Source organism: Streptomyces sp. NPDC050164 (assembly GCF_044459945.1).
Lineage (GTDB): Bacteria > Actinomycetota > Actinomycetes > Streptomycetales > Streptomycetaceae > Streptomyces > Streptomyces coeruleorubidus_A.
Genome location: NZ_JBITJK010000033.1, coordinates 55,426 through 69,750, shown reverse-complemented (window position 1 = coordinate 69,750; position 14,325 = coordinate 55,426). Strand labels below are relative to the sequence as shown.

14 protein-coding genes are annotated in these 14,325 nt (G+C 71.2%); 10 read left to right on the top strand and 4 right to left on the bottom strand.

Going from position 1 to position 14,325, the window contains the following annotated elements:
• The first annotated feature begins 30 nt into the window (after positions 1–30).
• The 5 genes from ACIBNA_RS33240 (at position 31) to ACIBNA_RS33220 (ending at position 4,307) form a co-directional block, all read left to right on the top strand.
• Complete coding sequence (locus ACIBNA_RS33240; protein ID WP_003988914.1) at positions 31–303, top strand: phosphoribosyl-ATP diphosphatase; 273 nt, start codon at positions 31–33, stop codon at positions 301–303.
• Between the two features lie 46 nt (positions 304–349).
• Positions 350–1,198, top strand: a complete 849-nt coding sequence (hisG, locus tag ACIBNA_RS33235; RefSeq protein ID WP_399168895.1) for an ATP phosphoribosyltransferase — start codon at positions 350–352, stop codon at positions 1,196–1,198.
• 13 nt (positions 1,199–1,211) lie between these two features.
• Entirely contained in the window at positions 1,212–1,667 is a 456-nt protein-coding gene (locus tag ACIBNA_RS33230; RefSeq protein ID WP_399168894.1) for a PH domain-containing protein, read from the top strand.
• Between the two features lie 235 nt (positions 1,668–1,902).
• The gene (locus tag ACIBNA_RS33225; protein WP_399168893.1) at positions 1,903–3,234 is read left to right on the top strand and encodes a hemolysin family protein; all 1,332 of its coding nucleotides are present in this window, start codon (positions 1,903–1,905) and stop codon (positions 3,232–3,234) included.
• On the top strand, positions 3,231–4,307 hold the full coding sequence (locus ACIBNA_RS33220; protein WP_399168892.1) for a hemolysin family protein: 1,077 nt from the start codon (positions 3,231–3,233) through the stop codon (positions 4,305–4,307). Before ACIBNA_RS33225 ends, ACIBNA_RS33220 begins: the two co-directional genes overlap by 4 nt.
• 96 nt (positions 4,308–4,403) lie before the next feature.
• On the opposite strand, the gene ACIBNA_RS33215 is transcribed toward ACIBNA_RS33220, so the two are convergent.
• The gene (locus tag ACIBNA_RS33215; RefSeq protein WP_399168931.1) at positions 4,404–6,266 is read right to left on the bottom strand and encodes an AAA family ATPase; all 1,863 of its coding nucleotides are present in this window, start codon (positions 6,264–6,266) and stop codon (positions 4,404–4,406) included.
• A 432-nt stretch (positions 6,267–6,698) separates the two neighbouring features.
• Positions 6,699–7,355, bottom strand: a complete 657-nt coding sequence (locus tag ACIBNA_RS33210; protein ID WP_399168930.1) for a uridine kinase — start codon at positions 7,353–7,355, stop codon at positions 6,699–6,701.
• Positions 7,356–7,552: 197 nt separating this feature from the next.
• On the opposite strand from ACIBNA_RS33210, the gene ACIBNA_RS33205 reads away from it, so the two are divergent.
• From ACIBNA_RS33205 to ACIBNA_RS33195, 3 genes are all read left to right on the top strand, one after another.
• Complete coding sequence (locus ACIBNA_RS33205) at positions 7,553–8,932, top strand: peptidase C39 family protein (protein WP_399168891.1); 1,380 nt, start codon at positions 7,553–7,555, stop codon at positions 8,930–8,932.
• Positions 8,933–9,023: 91 nt separating this feature from the next.
• Positions 9,024–9,164, top strand: coding sequence for an SCO1431 family membrane protein (locus ACIBNA_RS33200; protein ID WP_399168890.1), 141 nt, complete (start codon positions 9,024–9,026; stop codon positions 9,162–9,164).
• Between the two features lie 98 nt (positions 9,165–9,262).
• A complete protein-coding gene (locus ACIBNA_RS33195; RefSeq protein WP_399168889.1) occupies positions 9,263–9,919 on the top strand; it encodes a TetR/AcrR family transcriptional regulator in 657 nt (218 codons plus the stop codon).
• Between the two features lie 51 nt (positions 9,920–9,970).
• On the opposite strand, the gene ACIBNA_RS33190 is transcribed toward ACIBNA_RS33195, so the two are convergent.
• Complete coding sequence (locus tag ACIBNA_RS33190) at positions 9,971–11,236, bottom strand: glycoside hydrolase family 18 protein (RefSeq protein ID WP_399168888.1); 1,266 nt, start codon at positions 11,234–11,236, stop codon at positions 9,971–9,973.
• A 331-nt stretch (positions 11,237–11,567) separates the two neighbouring features.
• Here ACIBNA_RS33190 and ACIBNA_RS33185 point away from each other — a divergent pair, with 331 nt between their 5' ends.
• Complete coding sequence (locus ACIBNA_RS33185; RefSeq protein ID WP_399168887.1) at positions 11,568–12,740, top strand: acyl-CoA dehydrogenase family protein; 1,173 nt, start codon at positions 11,568–11,570, stop codon at positions 12,738–12,740.
• A gap of 408 nt (positions 12,741–13,148) precedes the next feature.
• On the opposite strand, the gene ACIBNA_RS33180 is transcribed toward ACIBNA_RS33185, so the two are convergent.
• The gene (locus ACIBNA_RS33180; RefSeq protein WP_399168886.1) at positions 13,149–13,583 is read right to left on the bottom strand and encodes a hypothetical protein; all 435 of its coding nucleotides are present in this window, start codon (positions 13,581–13,583) and stop codon (positions 13,149–13,151) included.
• 269 nt (positions 13,584–13,852) lie between these two features.
• Between ACIBNA_RS33180 and ACIBNA_RS33175 the strand changes: the two genes are divergently transcribed.
• On the top strand, positions 13,853–14,293 hold the full coding sequence (locus tag ACIBNA_RS33175) for an Lrp/AsnC family transcriptional regulator (protein ID WP_010046337.1): 441 nt from the start codon (positions 13,853–13,855) through the stop codon (positions 14,291–14,293).
• The last annotated feature ends 32 nt before the right edge of the window (positions 14,294–14,325 follow it).

Sequence of the window (14,325 nt, the reverse complement as noted above, 5' to 3'; positions counted from 1 at the left end):
AGCCACCTGTGGCATAGGCTGAGCGTCACCATGTCCAAGAAGACGTTCGAGGAGCTCTTCACCGAGCTCCAGCACAAGGCCGCCCAGGGCGACCCCGCCACTTCCCGCACCGCAGAACTGGTCGAGAAGGGCGTCCACGCCATCGGCAAGAAGGTCGTCGAAGAGGCCGCCGAGGTCTGGATGGCCGCCGAGTACGAGGGCAAGGAGGCGGCCGCCGAGGAGATCTCGCAGCTGCTGTACCACGTCCAGGTGATGATGGTCGCCCGCGGCATCTCCCTCGACGACGTCTACGCCCACCTGTAAGCCGCACCCGTTCCCGTAAGACACCCACGCAAAGGAAGCCGACCTCATGCTGCGCATCGCCGTCCCCAACAAGGGTTCCCTGTCAGGCCCTGCGGCGGAGATGCTGCATGAGGCCGGCTACCAGCAGCGCCGGGAGTCCAAGGAACTGCGGATCGTCGACCCGACGAACGAGGTCGAGTTCTTCTACCTCCGCCCCCGCGACATCGCGATCTACGTCGCCTCCGGCCAGCTGGACATCGGCCTCACCGGCCGGGACCTGCTCATCGACTCCGGCGCCGAGGCGGAGGAGATCCTCGCCCTCGGCTTCGCCCGCTCCACGTTCCGCTACGCCTGCAAGCCCGGCACCATCGGCGGCCTGGCCGACCTCGCGGGCATGACGGTCGCCACCTCCTACGAGGGCATCGTCGCCGGGCACCTCGCCGACCACGGGATCGACGCCTCCGTCGTCCACCTCGACGGCGCCGTCGAGACCGCCATCCAGCTCGGCGTCGCCCAGGTCATCGCGGACGTCGTCGAGACCGGCACCTCGCTGCGCAACGCCGGGCTGGAGGTCGTCGGCGAGCCGATCATGAAGTCCGAGGCCGTCGTGATCCGCCGCACCGGCGCGGACGCCGACGACCCCAAGGTGCAGCAGTTCCTGCGCCGTCTCCAGGGCGTCCTGGTCGCCCGGACGTACGTGATGATGGACTACGACTGCCGCGTCGAGCAGCTGGAGAAGGCCGTCGCCCTCACCCCGGGGCTGGAATCGCCGACCGTGTCCCCGCTGCACAACGAGGGCTGGGTCGCCGTCCGCGCGATGGTCCCGGCCAAGGAGGCGCAGCGGATCATGGACGACCTGTACGACATCGGCGCCCGGGCCATCCTGACCACGGCCATCCACGCCTGCCGTCTCTGAGGGGCGAGCGCCGATGTCCGATCTGCCCACCCTGCCCGTCACGTTCCGGCCGGGCAGCACCCGCGCGGTGCTGCTCACCGCCGCCGTCGCGATCCTCGTGGTGATCACGGCCGTCGCGATGCTGCTGAAGCAGCTCAGCCCCGCCGAGCGCCTCAGCTTCATCGTCACGGCGCTCCTGCTCGACGCGGTACTGCTCCTGCTGGCGCGGCCCAAGGTCGTCGCCGACGAGGACGGCGTCACCGTGGTGAATCTCACGAACAAGCGCCGGCTGGAATGGGCCGAAATCCTTCAGGTGACCCTCCGGCCCGGCGACCCCTGGGTGTTCCTCAACCTCAGCGACGGCACCAGCCTGCCCGCGCTCGGCATCCAGCCGGGCATCGCCCGACAGCGCGCGATCGCCGACGCCCGGGCCCTGCGGGCGCTCGCCGAGGCCCGCTCCGTCGCGGACACCGAGCGGCCTCGGGGCTGACTCGGCGGATCCACAGGGCGGTCGCCACTGCCGCACCGGGCCGTGTCTTGATTAATCTGTTGGCGGAGGCGCGACGGATGCGCCTCCGCCCCTGTTGCCCGCCCGGTGCACAGAGGCACCTGCTAACCGAGGAGTGACCCCCTCCGGCGATGGACGGATCGTCCTGCAGTACCTGCGCCGCCCCCTGCCGACATAGCGCGGACCGTGTCCGCGACCGTGCGGAGGCGGCGGCATCATGACCATCCCCCTGCTGCTTCTGGCAGCCGCGTTCCTGCTGATTCTCGCCAACGGATTCTTCGTGGCGGCCGAGTTCGGACTCGTCACGGTCGAACGGCCGGAGGCCGAGAAGGCCGCCGCCGAGGGCGACCGGCGCGCCCAGCGCGTCGTCGAGTCGCTCAAGGAGCTGTCCTTCCAGCTCTCCGGCACTCAGCTGGGCATCACCATCACCTCCCTCGTCGTCGGCATGCTCGCCGAGCCGGCGCTCGCCGAGCTGCTGCACGGCCCGTTCACCTCGATCGGCGTCCCCGAGGGGGCCGTCTCCGGTGTCACGGTCGTCGTCGGCATGCTGCTGGCCTCCGCCGTGCAGATGGTGATCGGCGAGCTCCTGCCCAAGAACTGGGCGGTGTCCAGGCCGCTTCAGGTCGCGCGCTTCGTCGCGGGCCCGCAGCACGCCTTCGCGCGGCTGTTCCGGCCGGTCATCGCCGGCCTCAACGCCGTCGCGAACCGGCTCGTGCGCGCCCTGGGCTTCGAGCCCGCCGAGGAACTGGCCTCCGCCCGCACCCCCGGCGAACTCGTCTCCCTCGCCCGTCACTCGGCCCGGGCCGGCGCCCTGGAACAGGACACGGCCGACCTCTTCGTCCGGACCCTGTCCCTGGGCGAGCTGACCGCGCAGCACGTGATGACGCCGCGCGTGAAGGTCAGCGCCCTGCAGTCCTCGGCCACCGCCGAGGACGTGGTCAACCTGACCCGCGCCACCGGCCTGTCCCGCTTCCCCGTCTACCGGGAGAGGATCGACGAGGTCGTCGGCATGGTCCACCTCAAGGACGCCCTGGCGGTGCCCGTGGAGGACCGGCTGCGCACCCCCGTCGGCCGCATCGCCCGCCCGGCGCTGCTCGTCCCCGAGACGCTGCCCGTCCGGCCGCTGCTCGTCCGCCTGCGCAGCGAGCAGCCGATCGCGGTCGTCGTCGACGAGTACGGCGGCACGGCCGGTGTCGTCACGCTGGAGGACATCGTCGAGGAGATCGTCGGCGAGGTCCGCGACGAGCACGACGGACACGACCTGCCCGAGCTGGCCTCCGTACCGCCGGAGGACGGCAGGCCCGCCTGGGACGTCGACGGCAGCTGCCGGATCGACATCCTCCAGCGCATAGGCCTCGAGGTGCCCGAGGGGCCGTACGAGACCGTCGCGGGTCTGATCGCCGATCTGCTGGGCCGCATCCCGGCCGTCGGCGACAAGGCGGAACTGCCCGGCTGGCGGCTGTCGGTACGCCAGGTCGGCCACTACCGTGCCGAGCGGGTCCGGCTGGTCAGGACGGCCCCCGTCGCCGTGGTGGAGGCCGCCCGATGAGCGTGCTCCAACTGACCTTCGCCGCACTCCTGGTGCTCGCCAACGGCTTCTTCGTCGGCGCCGAGTTCGCGCTCGTCTCCGTACGCCGCAGCCAGATCGAACCCCTCGGCACGGCCCGCGCCCGGCAGGTCCTCTACGGCCTGGAGCGGCTGCCGCAGATGATGGCGGCGGCCCAGTTCGGCATCACGATCTGCTCCCTCACGCTCGGGGCGGTCGCCGAACCGACCGTCGCGCACCTCCTGGAGCCCCTCTTCGAGTGGGTCCACCTGCCGCACGGCATGATCCACCCGCTCACCTACGTCATCGCCCTCGCCACCGTGGTCTTCTTCCACCTCGTCATCGGCGAGATGGTCCCGAAGAACCTGGCGATGGCGGCGCCCGAGAAGGCCGCGCTGTGGCTCAGCCCCGGCCTGGTCTGGTTCGCCCGCTTCTGCAAGCCGATCACCGCCGCCCTCGGGGCCTGCTCCCAGGGCATCCTGCGGCTCTTCCACGTCGAGCCCAGGGACGAGGTCGAGGCCGTCTTCACCAGTGAGCAGCTCAACCGGCTGGTGGAGGACGCCGGCCAGGCGGGCCTGCTCGACCCCGAGGAGGCCGAAAGCCTGGAGGACGCCCTGGAGCTGGGCTCCCGCCCGGTGACGGACGTCCTGCTGAAACGCGAGTCGCTGGTGACGGTCAGCCCGTCGGTCACCCCCGGCCGCATCGTCGAGCTCACCGCCCGCACCGGGTACTCCCGGTTCCCGGTCGCCGCGGACAACGGTGCGTTCATGGGCTACCTGCACGTCAAGGACGTCCTCGACCTGGAGCACTCGGACCGGGCCGTGCCGCAGCAGTTGTGGCGGCCCATGACGACGTTGCGGTCCGAGTTGCCGTTGGACGACGCGCTGACGGTGATGCGGCGGGCGGCGACGCATCTGGCCCAGGTGGCCGACGGGTCCGGGAAGGTGCTCGGGCTGGTCGCGCTGGAGGATGTGCTGGAGCTGCTGGTGGGGGAGGTGCGGGATCCCGCGCATCGGGAGGTGCGGGAGGTGCGGCTGACCGAGCCCAGGTCGGGCGAGGAAGTGCTGGCGACGTAGTGCGGTCGGGAGGGTGCGCAGCCCGGCGCCGCGGGGTGCCGCCTGCGCCCACCCGTGCCGCCCCAAGCGGCACGACTGCCCGCAGGCTCAGCGGGTTTACAGTCCGGGCGGATCCTGCGGCCCCCGCCCGGACAGCACCTCCCCGTACGCCTGCATCAGATCCGGCAACCGCAACGTCGCCAGATCCTCGCGTCCCAGCACCCCGGGATACACGGACAACCGAAGATCCCGGTACGCGCAGCTCTTCTCGTACAGCGTCCGCAGGAACCGCCCGTTGCCCAGCTCGTCGATCCACCCCTGGTCCACCACGTGCCCGGCGATGGACCGCAGCTCGTCGAGGGCCTCCTCGTCCCACAGGTCGCCGTTCTCCGCGGCGAGCACCTTGCCGATCTCGGTGAGTTCGAGGGGCCGGTAGGAGGGGAAGTCGACGCGCGTGGTGAAACGGGAGGACAGCCCGGGGTTGGCGGCGAGCAGGCGGTCCATGCCCTCGGGGTAGCCGGCCAGGATCACCACGAGATGGTCGCGGTTGTCCTCCGCCCGCTTCAGCAGCACCTGGAGCGCCTCGTCGCCGTACGCGTCCCCCTTGCCGTAGCCCGAGTTGGACAGCGAGTACGCCTCGTCGACGAAGAGCACGCCACCGAGCGCGGAGTCGATCAGTTCGTTCGCCTTCACGGCCGTCTGCCCGAGGTACTCGCCGACCAGGTCGGCCCGCTGCGCCTCCACGAGGTGGTCGCCGCCGAGCAGGCCGAGGGCGTAGAAGACGCGGCCGAGGATGCGGGCGACGGTGGTCTTGCCGGTGCCGGAGGGGCCGGAGAAGACGAAGTGCCGCTTGGGCGGCTGGACCGGCAGGCCCTGACCGGCCCGCAGCCGGGCCATGTTCAGCTGTGCCGACAGCGCCTTGACCTGGCGTTTCACCGGCTCCAGTCCCACCATGCGCTCAAGCTCGGCGAGCGCCTCCTCGAGTAGGGCGGGGTCGGTGGGCCCGGCGGGCAGCGACGACGGCGGGCCGGTCCGCGAGCGCACCGCGGGGTCGGTGACCGGAGGCAGGGGAGCGGAGGCCGGCGGTTCGGGATCGGGCAGTCGCACGTCGCGGCCCTCGGTGCCGAAGAGCGGGTCGAATCCGTCCGGGCCGTCCACGGCGTCCTGGCCGGCGCCGGTGAGCGTGATCGCCGCGAGGTCCGTGGAGTCGTCGTACCCGTCGCCCTCCGCGATCGCGGCGAGCCGGGCGGAGGTGTCCATGAAGGCGGGGTCGACGCGGTGCACGGCCCGGTACAGGGGGAGCGCGGCGGCGCTGCGGCCCGTGCCCTCGTGCGCCCGGGCCAGCCAGTAGCGCAGCTCCTTGCGCTGCGGCTGCTCGCTGCGGCAGCGCATCAGCGCGGCGGACAGCAGTGGTTCGGCCTGCCCGAACATCTCCAGGCGGACCCGGGCCATGCCGCCGAACAGGCCCGCCTCGATGCCGAGCATCGGGTCGTCGAGGAGCGGGTCGGTGTGGCGGACCAGCTGCTCCCAGTCCTTGACCAGATAGGCGCGGCAGGCGTGCAGGAAGCGGACGTGGGCGTCGGTGTCCACCGGCGGCAGCCCGGCCAGGGCGCGGTCCAGCTCGGGGACGTGGCGCCCGTCCAGCCAGTGGGAGGCGTGCGCGAGCAGCAGATCACGGGGGCTCTCCAGCACGGGCTGCACCCACCAGCCCAGCCAGTACCAGGAGTTGAGGGTGCGGCGATAGCGGGCGCGCTGTTCCCCGAAGCGGTCCCGGTGCCGGAACATCCTGAGCAGCGCGGTCGTCGTGTCGACGCGCAGCGCGTGCAGCCCGAGCCAGCCGTCGGCCATCCCGGAGTCCATCCGCACGGCGGCGCGGAACTCCTCCTCCGCCTGCGGATAGGCGCCCATGGTGTAGGCGTCCACGCCTCGCAGCCAGGCGAGGTCGGCCGGGGCCTGCGGGCCCTGCGTGCCGAAGTCCATCACGTCCCCCACGAACCGTGCCCCCGTCGGTATGCCAACGAGCCGTCCCCCAGTCGGCTGCCCTGCTCGAACCGCTGTGCCACGGACCGGAGTTGCAAGGTGCGCGAAGCAACCGTCCGTAGGTCGCAACGAGGGCATCGTACCTGCGGGGGCGGCGCCCCCGTAGGGTGCCGCACGGGGCGTTCGGCGAGGTGGGAGCGGATGCGGCACACTCCTGCACGGTGACCGAGGGTGAGCATTCGGCGCCGCGCGGCGCCCGGAAAAACAGAAGAAGACAGAACGAAGCCCCCGATCACGGGGGAACAACCGGGGGCTTCGCGTCTGTGGGCGGCTCCGAATGGCCGCACATTGAGAACGTAAGACCTGTACGGGCCCCCGGTCAAGCCGAGTTGAAGCACTCCGGCAAGTTGTCCCGCAAGGCCCTTCACAAGTTCAGCACACTGCGGGCGGTCCGTCACCGTGCGTGAGGGACTGGTCCGGTCCAACAGTCCCCGCAGGTCCCGGAACCACCTCATACCCCTTCTCTCGCTGTCGTACCAGGAGATCGGCGAACGGCCGCGAGGGATCGTCGGCGAAATGCCGACGTTCCGCCGGGACCCATCCGTCCCAGAACTCCCGCTGCTCCTCCCCGTCCCTCGACCGTCCCCGCGCCCAGGCCTCGTCACGGGGCAGCTCCATCCACAGCAGCAGGGCCAGGTGGGGCCGCAGCACCCTGCGTCCCGCGCCGACGCCTTCCACGAGGACCACCGGAGCGGGCGGCAGGGGACGCGGCGCACCGAAGCGGCGGGTGCGCCAGTCGTAGGGGGCGTAGTGCGCGGTCCGGCCGTGGGTCAGCGGCTCGATCACCTGGTCCAGCAGGCGCCCGGTCCAGTCGAACAGTTCGTCGTGGGTGGCGATGTCGTCGAGGCGCAGCACCGGCGCGCCGTCCAGCGCCACGGCCAACTGCTCGGCGAACGTGGTCTTTCCGGAGCCGGCGTGCCCGTCCACGCCGACGAGACGGACCGGGCCGCAGGAAGGGCGGAGGCGGCGGACCCGGGAGGCCAGGTGGCGGACGGCGGGGCCCGGTGCGGGGCGGAAGGGCGGATTCATCTCGCGCAGCACTCTAACGACGGTGTCCTCGGCGCGTGCCAGTGGTCGACGCCAATATTGGTGGGCGTGGCGCGGGTCGAGGTGCTGGCGGGACCCGGCGGGCTGTGCTCCTATGTGGCGCATGCACGCGTGCGATCGACCGTGCCACGGACCTGCCCCGCTTCCCAGCCCGACTCCGACTTCCGGGGGTCCCCGCCATGCGCAGAGCCGAACAGCCCTCCCGCAGAACCGTCCTGGCCGCCGCGGTCGCCGCCGCCGTCACGGCAGGCGCGGGTCCGGCGGCCGCCGACCCCGAGGAGCCCATGACGACCGACACCGCGGATCCCGCCCGCGCGGTCCCGGCCCACACCGTGGACAACCGGGCCTGGACCTCGTACGGCGACTGGTACGGCGGCATCGCCCGGGGCACCCGCGCGGTCGGGGGCGCCCGCCCGGGCGTGGTGATCGCGAGGCCCGCCGGAACCACCGGCTACACGGACCCGCACACCGGCACCACCGCCCGCTGGGAGTACGGCACCTGGACGTCCCCGGCCCACCGGCTCGCCGTCCCCGCGACGGAGGCGATCGTCTCCTGGAACGCGCACACCCCGGCCGGCACCTGGCTCCAGGCGGAGATCAAGGCCACCTACACCGACGGCACCAGCACCCCCTGGTACGTGATGGGCCGCTGGGCGGCCGGCGACCAGGACATCCGGCGCACCTCGGTCGACGACCAGAGCGACGGCAGGAGCACCGTCTGGACCGACACCCTGTCGATCGACGACCCGTCGACAGGCCTGCGCCTCGCCTCCTACCGGCTGCGCCTGACCCTCTACCGCAAGCCCGGCACCAAGGCCACGCCCACCGTGTGGCGGCTCGGCGCGATGGGCTCCGACGTACCCGACCGGTTCACCGTCCCGGCGTCCGCGCCCGGCCTCGCCAGGGAACTGGTCGTGCCGCGGTACTCGCAGGAGATCCACAAGGGCCAGTACCCCGAGTACGACAACGGCGGCGAGGCCTGGTGCAGCCCGACGTCCTCCCAGATGATCATCGAGTACTGGGGCGGCCGGCTCACCCCGGAGCAACTGGCCTGGGTGGATCCGTCGTACGCCGATCCGCAGGTGTGCCACGCGGCCCGCTTCACCTACGACTACCAGTACGCCGGCTGCGGCAACTGGCCGTTCAACGCCGCCTACGCGGCCACGTTCCAGGACCTGCAGGCCGTGGTCACCCGGCTCGGCTCGCTCACCGACCTGGAGACGCTGATCGCGGCGGGCATCCCGGCCATCACCTCCCAGTCCTTCCTGAAGGAGGAGCTGACCGGCGCCGGGTACGGCACCGCCGGGCACCTCATGACCGTCATCGGCTTCACCGCCGAGGGGGACGTGATCGCCAATGACCCCGCCTCGGAGAGCAACGACGCCGTGCGGCGCGTCTACCGGCGGCGGGAGTACGAGAACATCTGGCTGCGGACCAAGCGGTACAACGCCTCCGGCAAGGTCGTCTCCGGCACCGGCGGCGTCTGCTACCTGTACTTCCCGGGACGCCCGACCGCGGCCCAGCGCAAGGCGCTGACAGCCGTGGGCGTGCCCGTGTGACCAAGCTCTCGGCCGCACCAGCCGATCCCGGTGGCAAAGTGGACGAACCCTCCGGGGAAGTCCGTCCGCACCACCGAACCAGCGAGAAGACATGACCACGCACTCAGTCACCGCAGCCGGCGTCCGCACCGGCGGCCCTCAGGACGACGGCCCGAAGATCGTCGAGCATGTCGCGGGCTGGACCCTCGTCGTGGTCCTCGCGATGCTCGTGACCCAGCTCGGGCTGCTGTGACCTGACGCGGAGTGCTGTGACCTGACCCACGACCCGGCCCTCCGGCCTGCCATACTGCGGATGTCCCGCCTCGCCGCCCGTTGGAACCAGGGTCGAAATTGAATATCAGTCAACAGCCTGCCGCGCGTCCCAGAGCCCGCGGCACCGAGCGCTCGCTGGCGCGCCGTGCCGAACTCATCGCGATCGGGCGGAGGTTGTTCGCCGACACCTCCTACGACACCCTGTCGATGGACGACATCGCCCGGCAGGCACACGTCGCCAAGGGACTGATCTACTACTACTTCCAGTCCAAGCGCGGCTACTACCTGGCCATCATCCAGGACTCGGTCACCGACCTGGTCACCCTGGCGGCGAGCGGACACGAACTGCCCCCGGTCGACCGCGTCCAGCGCACCATCGACAGCTATCTGCGCTACGCCGAGCACAACCAGGCCGCGTACCGCACCATCGTCAGCGGCGGGGTCGGCTTCGACACCGAGGTGCACGCCATCCGTGACGGCGTGCGCGAGGCCATCGTCGCCACCATCGCCGAGGGAGCGTACGGCCGCGCCGACATCACCCCGCTGGCGCGGATGGGCCTGCTCGCCTGGGTGTGCGGCGTCGAGGGCACCACCCTCGAATGGATCGACCGCCCCGAACTGCCCCGCGCGACCATGTGCGAGCTGCTGGTGAAGGGGCTCGGCGGCGCCCTGCGCGCGATCGAGGACCTGGACCCCGCCTACCCGGCTCCGCAGGCCGCCCGCCAGGGCGCGTGAGCCGGGGGCGAGGGATCCGTCACGGTCCCTGCGCCCCCGGTCCGCCCAGGCCTACTTGATGGCCTTGATCAGTTCACCGTTCGCCGTGTCGCCGCTCAGCTCCCAGAAGAACGTGCCGGCCAGCCCCTGCTGGTTCTTGTACGTCATCTTGGTCGCGATGGTCGCCGGGGTGTCGTAACTCCACCAGTTGTTCCCGCACTTGGCGTACGCCGTGCCGGCCGCCGTCCCCGTCGCCGGGCACTTGTTCCTGAGCACCTTGTAGTCGTCGATGCCCTGCTCGTACGTGCCCGCCGCCGGGCCGGTCGCGGTGCCGCCGGGCGCCGACTGGGTGACGCCGGTCCAGCCGCGGCCGTAGAAGCCGATGCCGAGCAGCAGCTTCGAGGCGGGGATGCCGAGGCCCCTCAGCTTGGCGATGGTCGCCGAGCTGTGGTTGTCCGCCTTCGGTATGCCGGAGTACGAGGTCAGCGGGGAGTGCGGGGCCGTCGGGCCGGCAGCGTCCCAGGCGCCGAAGTAGTCGTACGTCATCGGGTTGTACCAGTCGACGTACGGGGCGGCGCCCGCGTAGTCCGCCGCGTCGATCTTGCCGCCCGGTGTGGCGTCGGCGGTGATCGCCGCGGTGACCAGGTTCTTGGAGCCGAACTTGGCGCGCAGCGCCTGCATCAGGTTCTTGAAGGCCGCCTTGCCGCTGGTGTCGCAGGTGGCGCCGCAGGCGTTCGGATACTCCCAGTCGATGTCGATGCCGTCGAAGACGTCGGCCCACTTGGAGTTCTCGACCAGGTCGTAGCAGGACTGGGCGAAGGCGGCCGGGTTCTTCGCGGCCTCGGCGAAGCCGCCCGACCAGGTCCAGCCGCCGAAGGACCACAGCACCTTGAGGTTCGGGTGCTTCTGCTTCAGCTCGCGCAGCTGGTTGAAGTTGCCGCGCAGTGGCTGGTCCCAGGTGTCGGCCTTGCCGTCGACGGACTCGGCGGCGGTGTAGGCCCGGTCGGTGGCGGCGTAGCCGTCGCCCATGACGCACTTGCCGCCGGTGACGTTGCCGAAGGCGTAGTTGATGTGCGTGAGCCTGGCCGCCGAGCCCGACGTCTCGATGTTCTTGACGTGGTACCTGCGGTCGTAGGTGCCCCATTCGGTGAAGTAGCCGATGACCTTGGAGCCGGCGGCCTTTGCCTGGGGAGCGGCCTTCGCGCGGGCGGCGGCCTCCTGAGCCGAGGTCGCCGCGATGGCGGAGGCGCCCGCGCCGGCCAGCAGACCGGCGCCGAGGACGGCGCAACAGGCCGCGGACACGATGGCCCGGAAGCGGGAGCGGTCGGGGGTGTGCATCCGGTGTCTCCTCATGGGGAGAGGGAACGCGTGCCGATTGGCATGAACGCGGTGAATCGGTGGAGCGAAACAGTAGGAGGACTAGACCAGTCCGGTCAATGGTTCGGACCAATTTCGCTCGCCGGGGCGCACTCGGGTATTTCTTGAAGTAAGCGGTCGTTAACTGGTGACGGGATGCCTCCGATCGGGCATACTCACAGCGCAGAGCCGCTGGTCAGCAGCTTCCGAGACCCGGGACTGCAAGCATCGGCCAGGCACCAGAACGACCCGGCGGCGCCGCCCCCACCCACGGGCCCGTCCGCCAGTGCCCGACAGGGAGGAGAGCGTCGCCATGCCCGACCGCGCCCCGCAGCCGGTGGACCGGCAATTGCCCACGGAGGAGGCCCGGGACCTGATCTCGCTCGTCCGCGACATCGCGCAGCAGGAGATCGTCCCGAAGACGGCCGAGGAGGAGGACGCCGGTCGCTTCCCGCGCGAGCTGTTCACCCTGCTCTCGCGCTCCGGCCTGCTCGGCCTGCCGTACGACTCCGAGTACGGCGGCGGCGACCAGCCCTACGAGGTCTACCTCCAGGTCCTCGAAGAGCTCGCCGCGGCCCGCCTCACCGTCGGCCTCGGCGTGAGCGTGCACTCCCTGGCCTCCTACGCGCTCGCCGCCTACGGCACCAAGGAGCAGCAGGTCGAGCACCTGCCCGCGATGCTCGGCGGCGGCATGCTCGGTGCCTACTGCCTCTCCGAACCGCACTCCGGCTCGGACGCGGCCGCCCTGCGCACCAAGGCGGTGCGCGACGGCGACGCCTGGGTGATCACCGGAACGAAGGCCTGGATCACGCACGGCGGGATCGCCGACTTCTACACGGTCATGGCACGCACCGGCGAGGAGGGCCCGCGCGGTATCACCGCGTTCCTGGTGCCCGGCGACGCGCCGGGGCTGAGTGCCGCGCCGCCCGAGAAGAAGATGGGCATGAAGGGCTCGCCCACCGCCCAGGTCCACTTCGACGGCGTGCGCGTCTCCGACGACCGGCGTATCGGCGAGGAGGGGCAAGGCCTCGCGATCGCCCTGACCGCGCTCGACTCGGGGCGGCTCGGCATCGCGGCATGCGCGATCGGCGTGGCGCAGGCGGCGCTCGATCAGGCGCTGGCGTACGCGACCGAGAGGCGCCAGTTCGGCAAGGCGATCGCCGACTTCCAGGGGCTGCGCTTCATGCTTGCCGACATGGCGACGCAGATCGAGGCGGGCCGGGCGCTCTATCTGGCGGCGGCGCGACTGCGGGACGCGGGCCGGCCGTTCGCCATGCAGGCGGCCATGGCCAAGCTGCACTGCACCGACACGGCGATGCGGGTCACCACCGACGCCGTGCAGATCCTCGGCGGCTACGGCTACACCGCGGACTTCCCGGCGGAGCGCTACATGCGCGAGGCGAAGGTGCTCCAGATCGTCGAGGGCACCAATCAGATCCAGCGGATGGTCATCGCCCGCCATCTCGTGGGTCCAGAGGGACGCTGAACTGGTCGAGGCCCCGCCAGGGCGCCGCGAGCCGCATCCACTCCGGGTCGTGTCGGCCCGGGAGTGTGCGGCCGCCCTCGGCCCAGGCCCGCATCAGGTCGCGGTAGATCGGCGGGTCCTGGTAGCGCGGTGCGGTCGGCCGAACCGATTCTGCGGGCGGCGGGACGAACAGGAGGCGTTGACGCCCGGTCGCTGAGGAGATGGGGGTCATACCAGGGCAACGCGGAAGAGGCCGGACAGGTCACCCGCGGACGGAATCGGGCGTGCGTTCAGGGGTGTTGGGGTGTCCGCTTCCGCGTCCGGGTTCCGGCCTGGATCCGGACGCACTGATCCCGCACCACGGCGGACTGCGAGCCGTGGTGCGGGGCAGTCACGGGGATGGAGCGAGCGGGCGAGGAAGGCCCGCGCTCAGGCCGCTTGGCGGCGCATGACGGGGACCCTGATGGGGCGTGAGCCCGGCCCGCCGACGTGCGAGAAGGGCTGGGTCCGCCAGTCGAGCCCCTGAGGGAGCGTCAACAGCAGGGCGGTGTCCTGCTCCTGAGGGTCGACGGACTCGTCCGCGGGACGGGCGTCCGCGGCCCTGCGGCCGGTGCCGGCACAGACCGTGAGTCCGAACGGGTTCCACGGCGAGGCGCACAGCGCGTGCTCCGGCAGGACCTCCTCGTCCGCCAGCAGGGCGATTGGTTGTGCGCAGTCCGGGCAGACGACCCGGTACATCTCGAAGGTGTCGTAGGCGTCGAGCTCGTCGTCGAAGGTGTCGGGTTCGACGCCCTCCGGCTCGGGCTCGACGACGGGCTGCTGTCGCTTGGGTGCGGTGCGACCTGGGCGCTTAAGACTCTGCATTGGGTTCTCCCCCTCGGGCTGGGCCGTATCAGGCACTGCGGCCTCGACCACAGCAAGCACTTCCCGTCCCCCTTGGGCGGTAATCACGAGAACATTACGGAGACTGTTCGAGCCCTGTGGCGTTCGTCACATGCCGCGCGCAGGTGCCCACTGCGGTGGGTTTGTCCCCCTGATGGCTGGCAGTCGCCCGCCGGCCAGATCACGAACCGGCCATGGCCTGGGCCGTTCAGGTATCCGAGGAGATCAACCGCACTGTAGGTTCTTGCGCCATGGAGGAGCTGGACCGACAGATCGTGCAGCTGCTCGTCAAGGACGGGCGGATGAGCTACACCGACCTGGGCAAGGCCACGGGCCTGTCCACGTCGGCCGTGCATCAGCGGGTGCGCCGGCTGGAACAGCGTGGCGTCATCCGCGGCTATGCCGCGGTCGTCGACCCGGAGGCCGTCGGTCTGCCCATGACCGCGTTCATCTCGGTCAAGCCCTTCGATCCCAGCGCGCCCGACGACATCGCGGACCGCCTTGCGGACGTGCCCGAGATCGAGGCGTGCCACAGCGTCGCGGGCGACGAGAACTACATCCTCAAGGTGCGGGTCGCGACGCCGCACGAGCTGGAGGAACTGCTGGCGCGGGTGCGGTCGTTGGCGGGGGTGTCCACGCGGACGACGGTGGTGCTGTCCACGCCGTACGAGGCGCGGCCGCCCAGGATCTGACCGCCGGTTCTTCGGCTGCGGGTTGTTCGTGT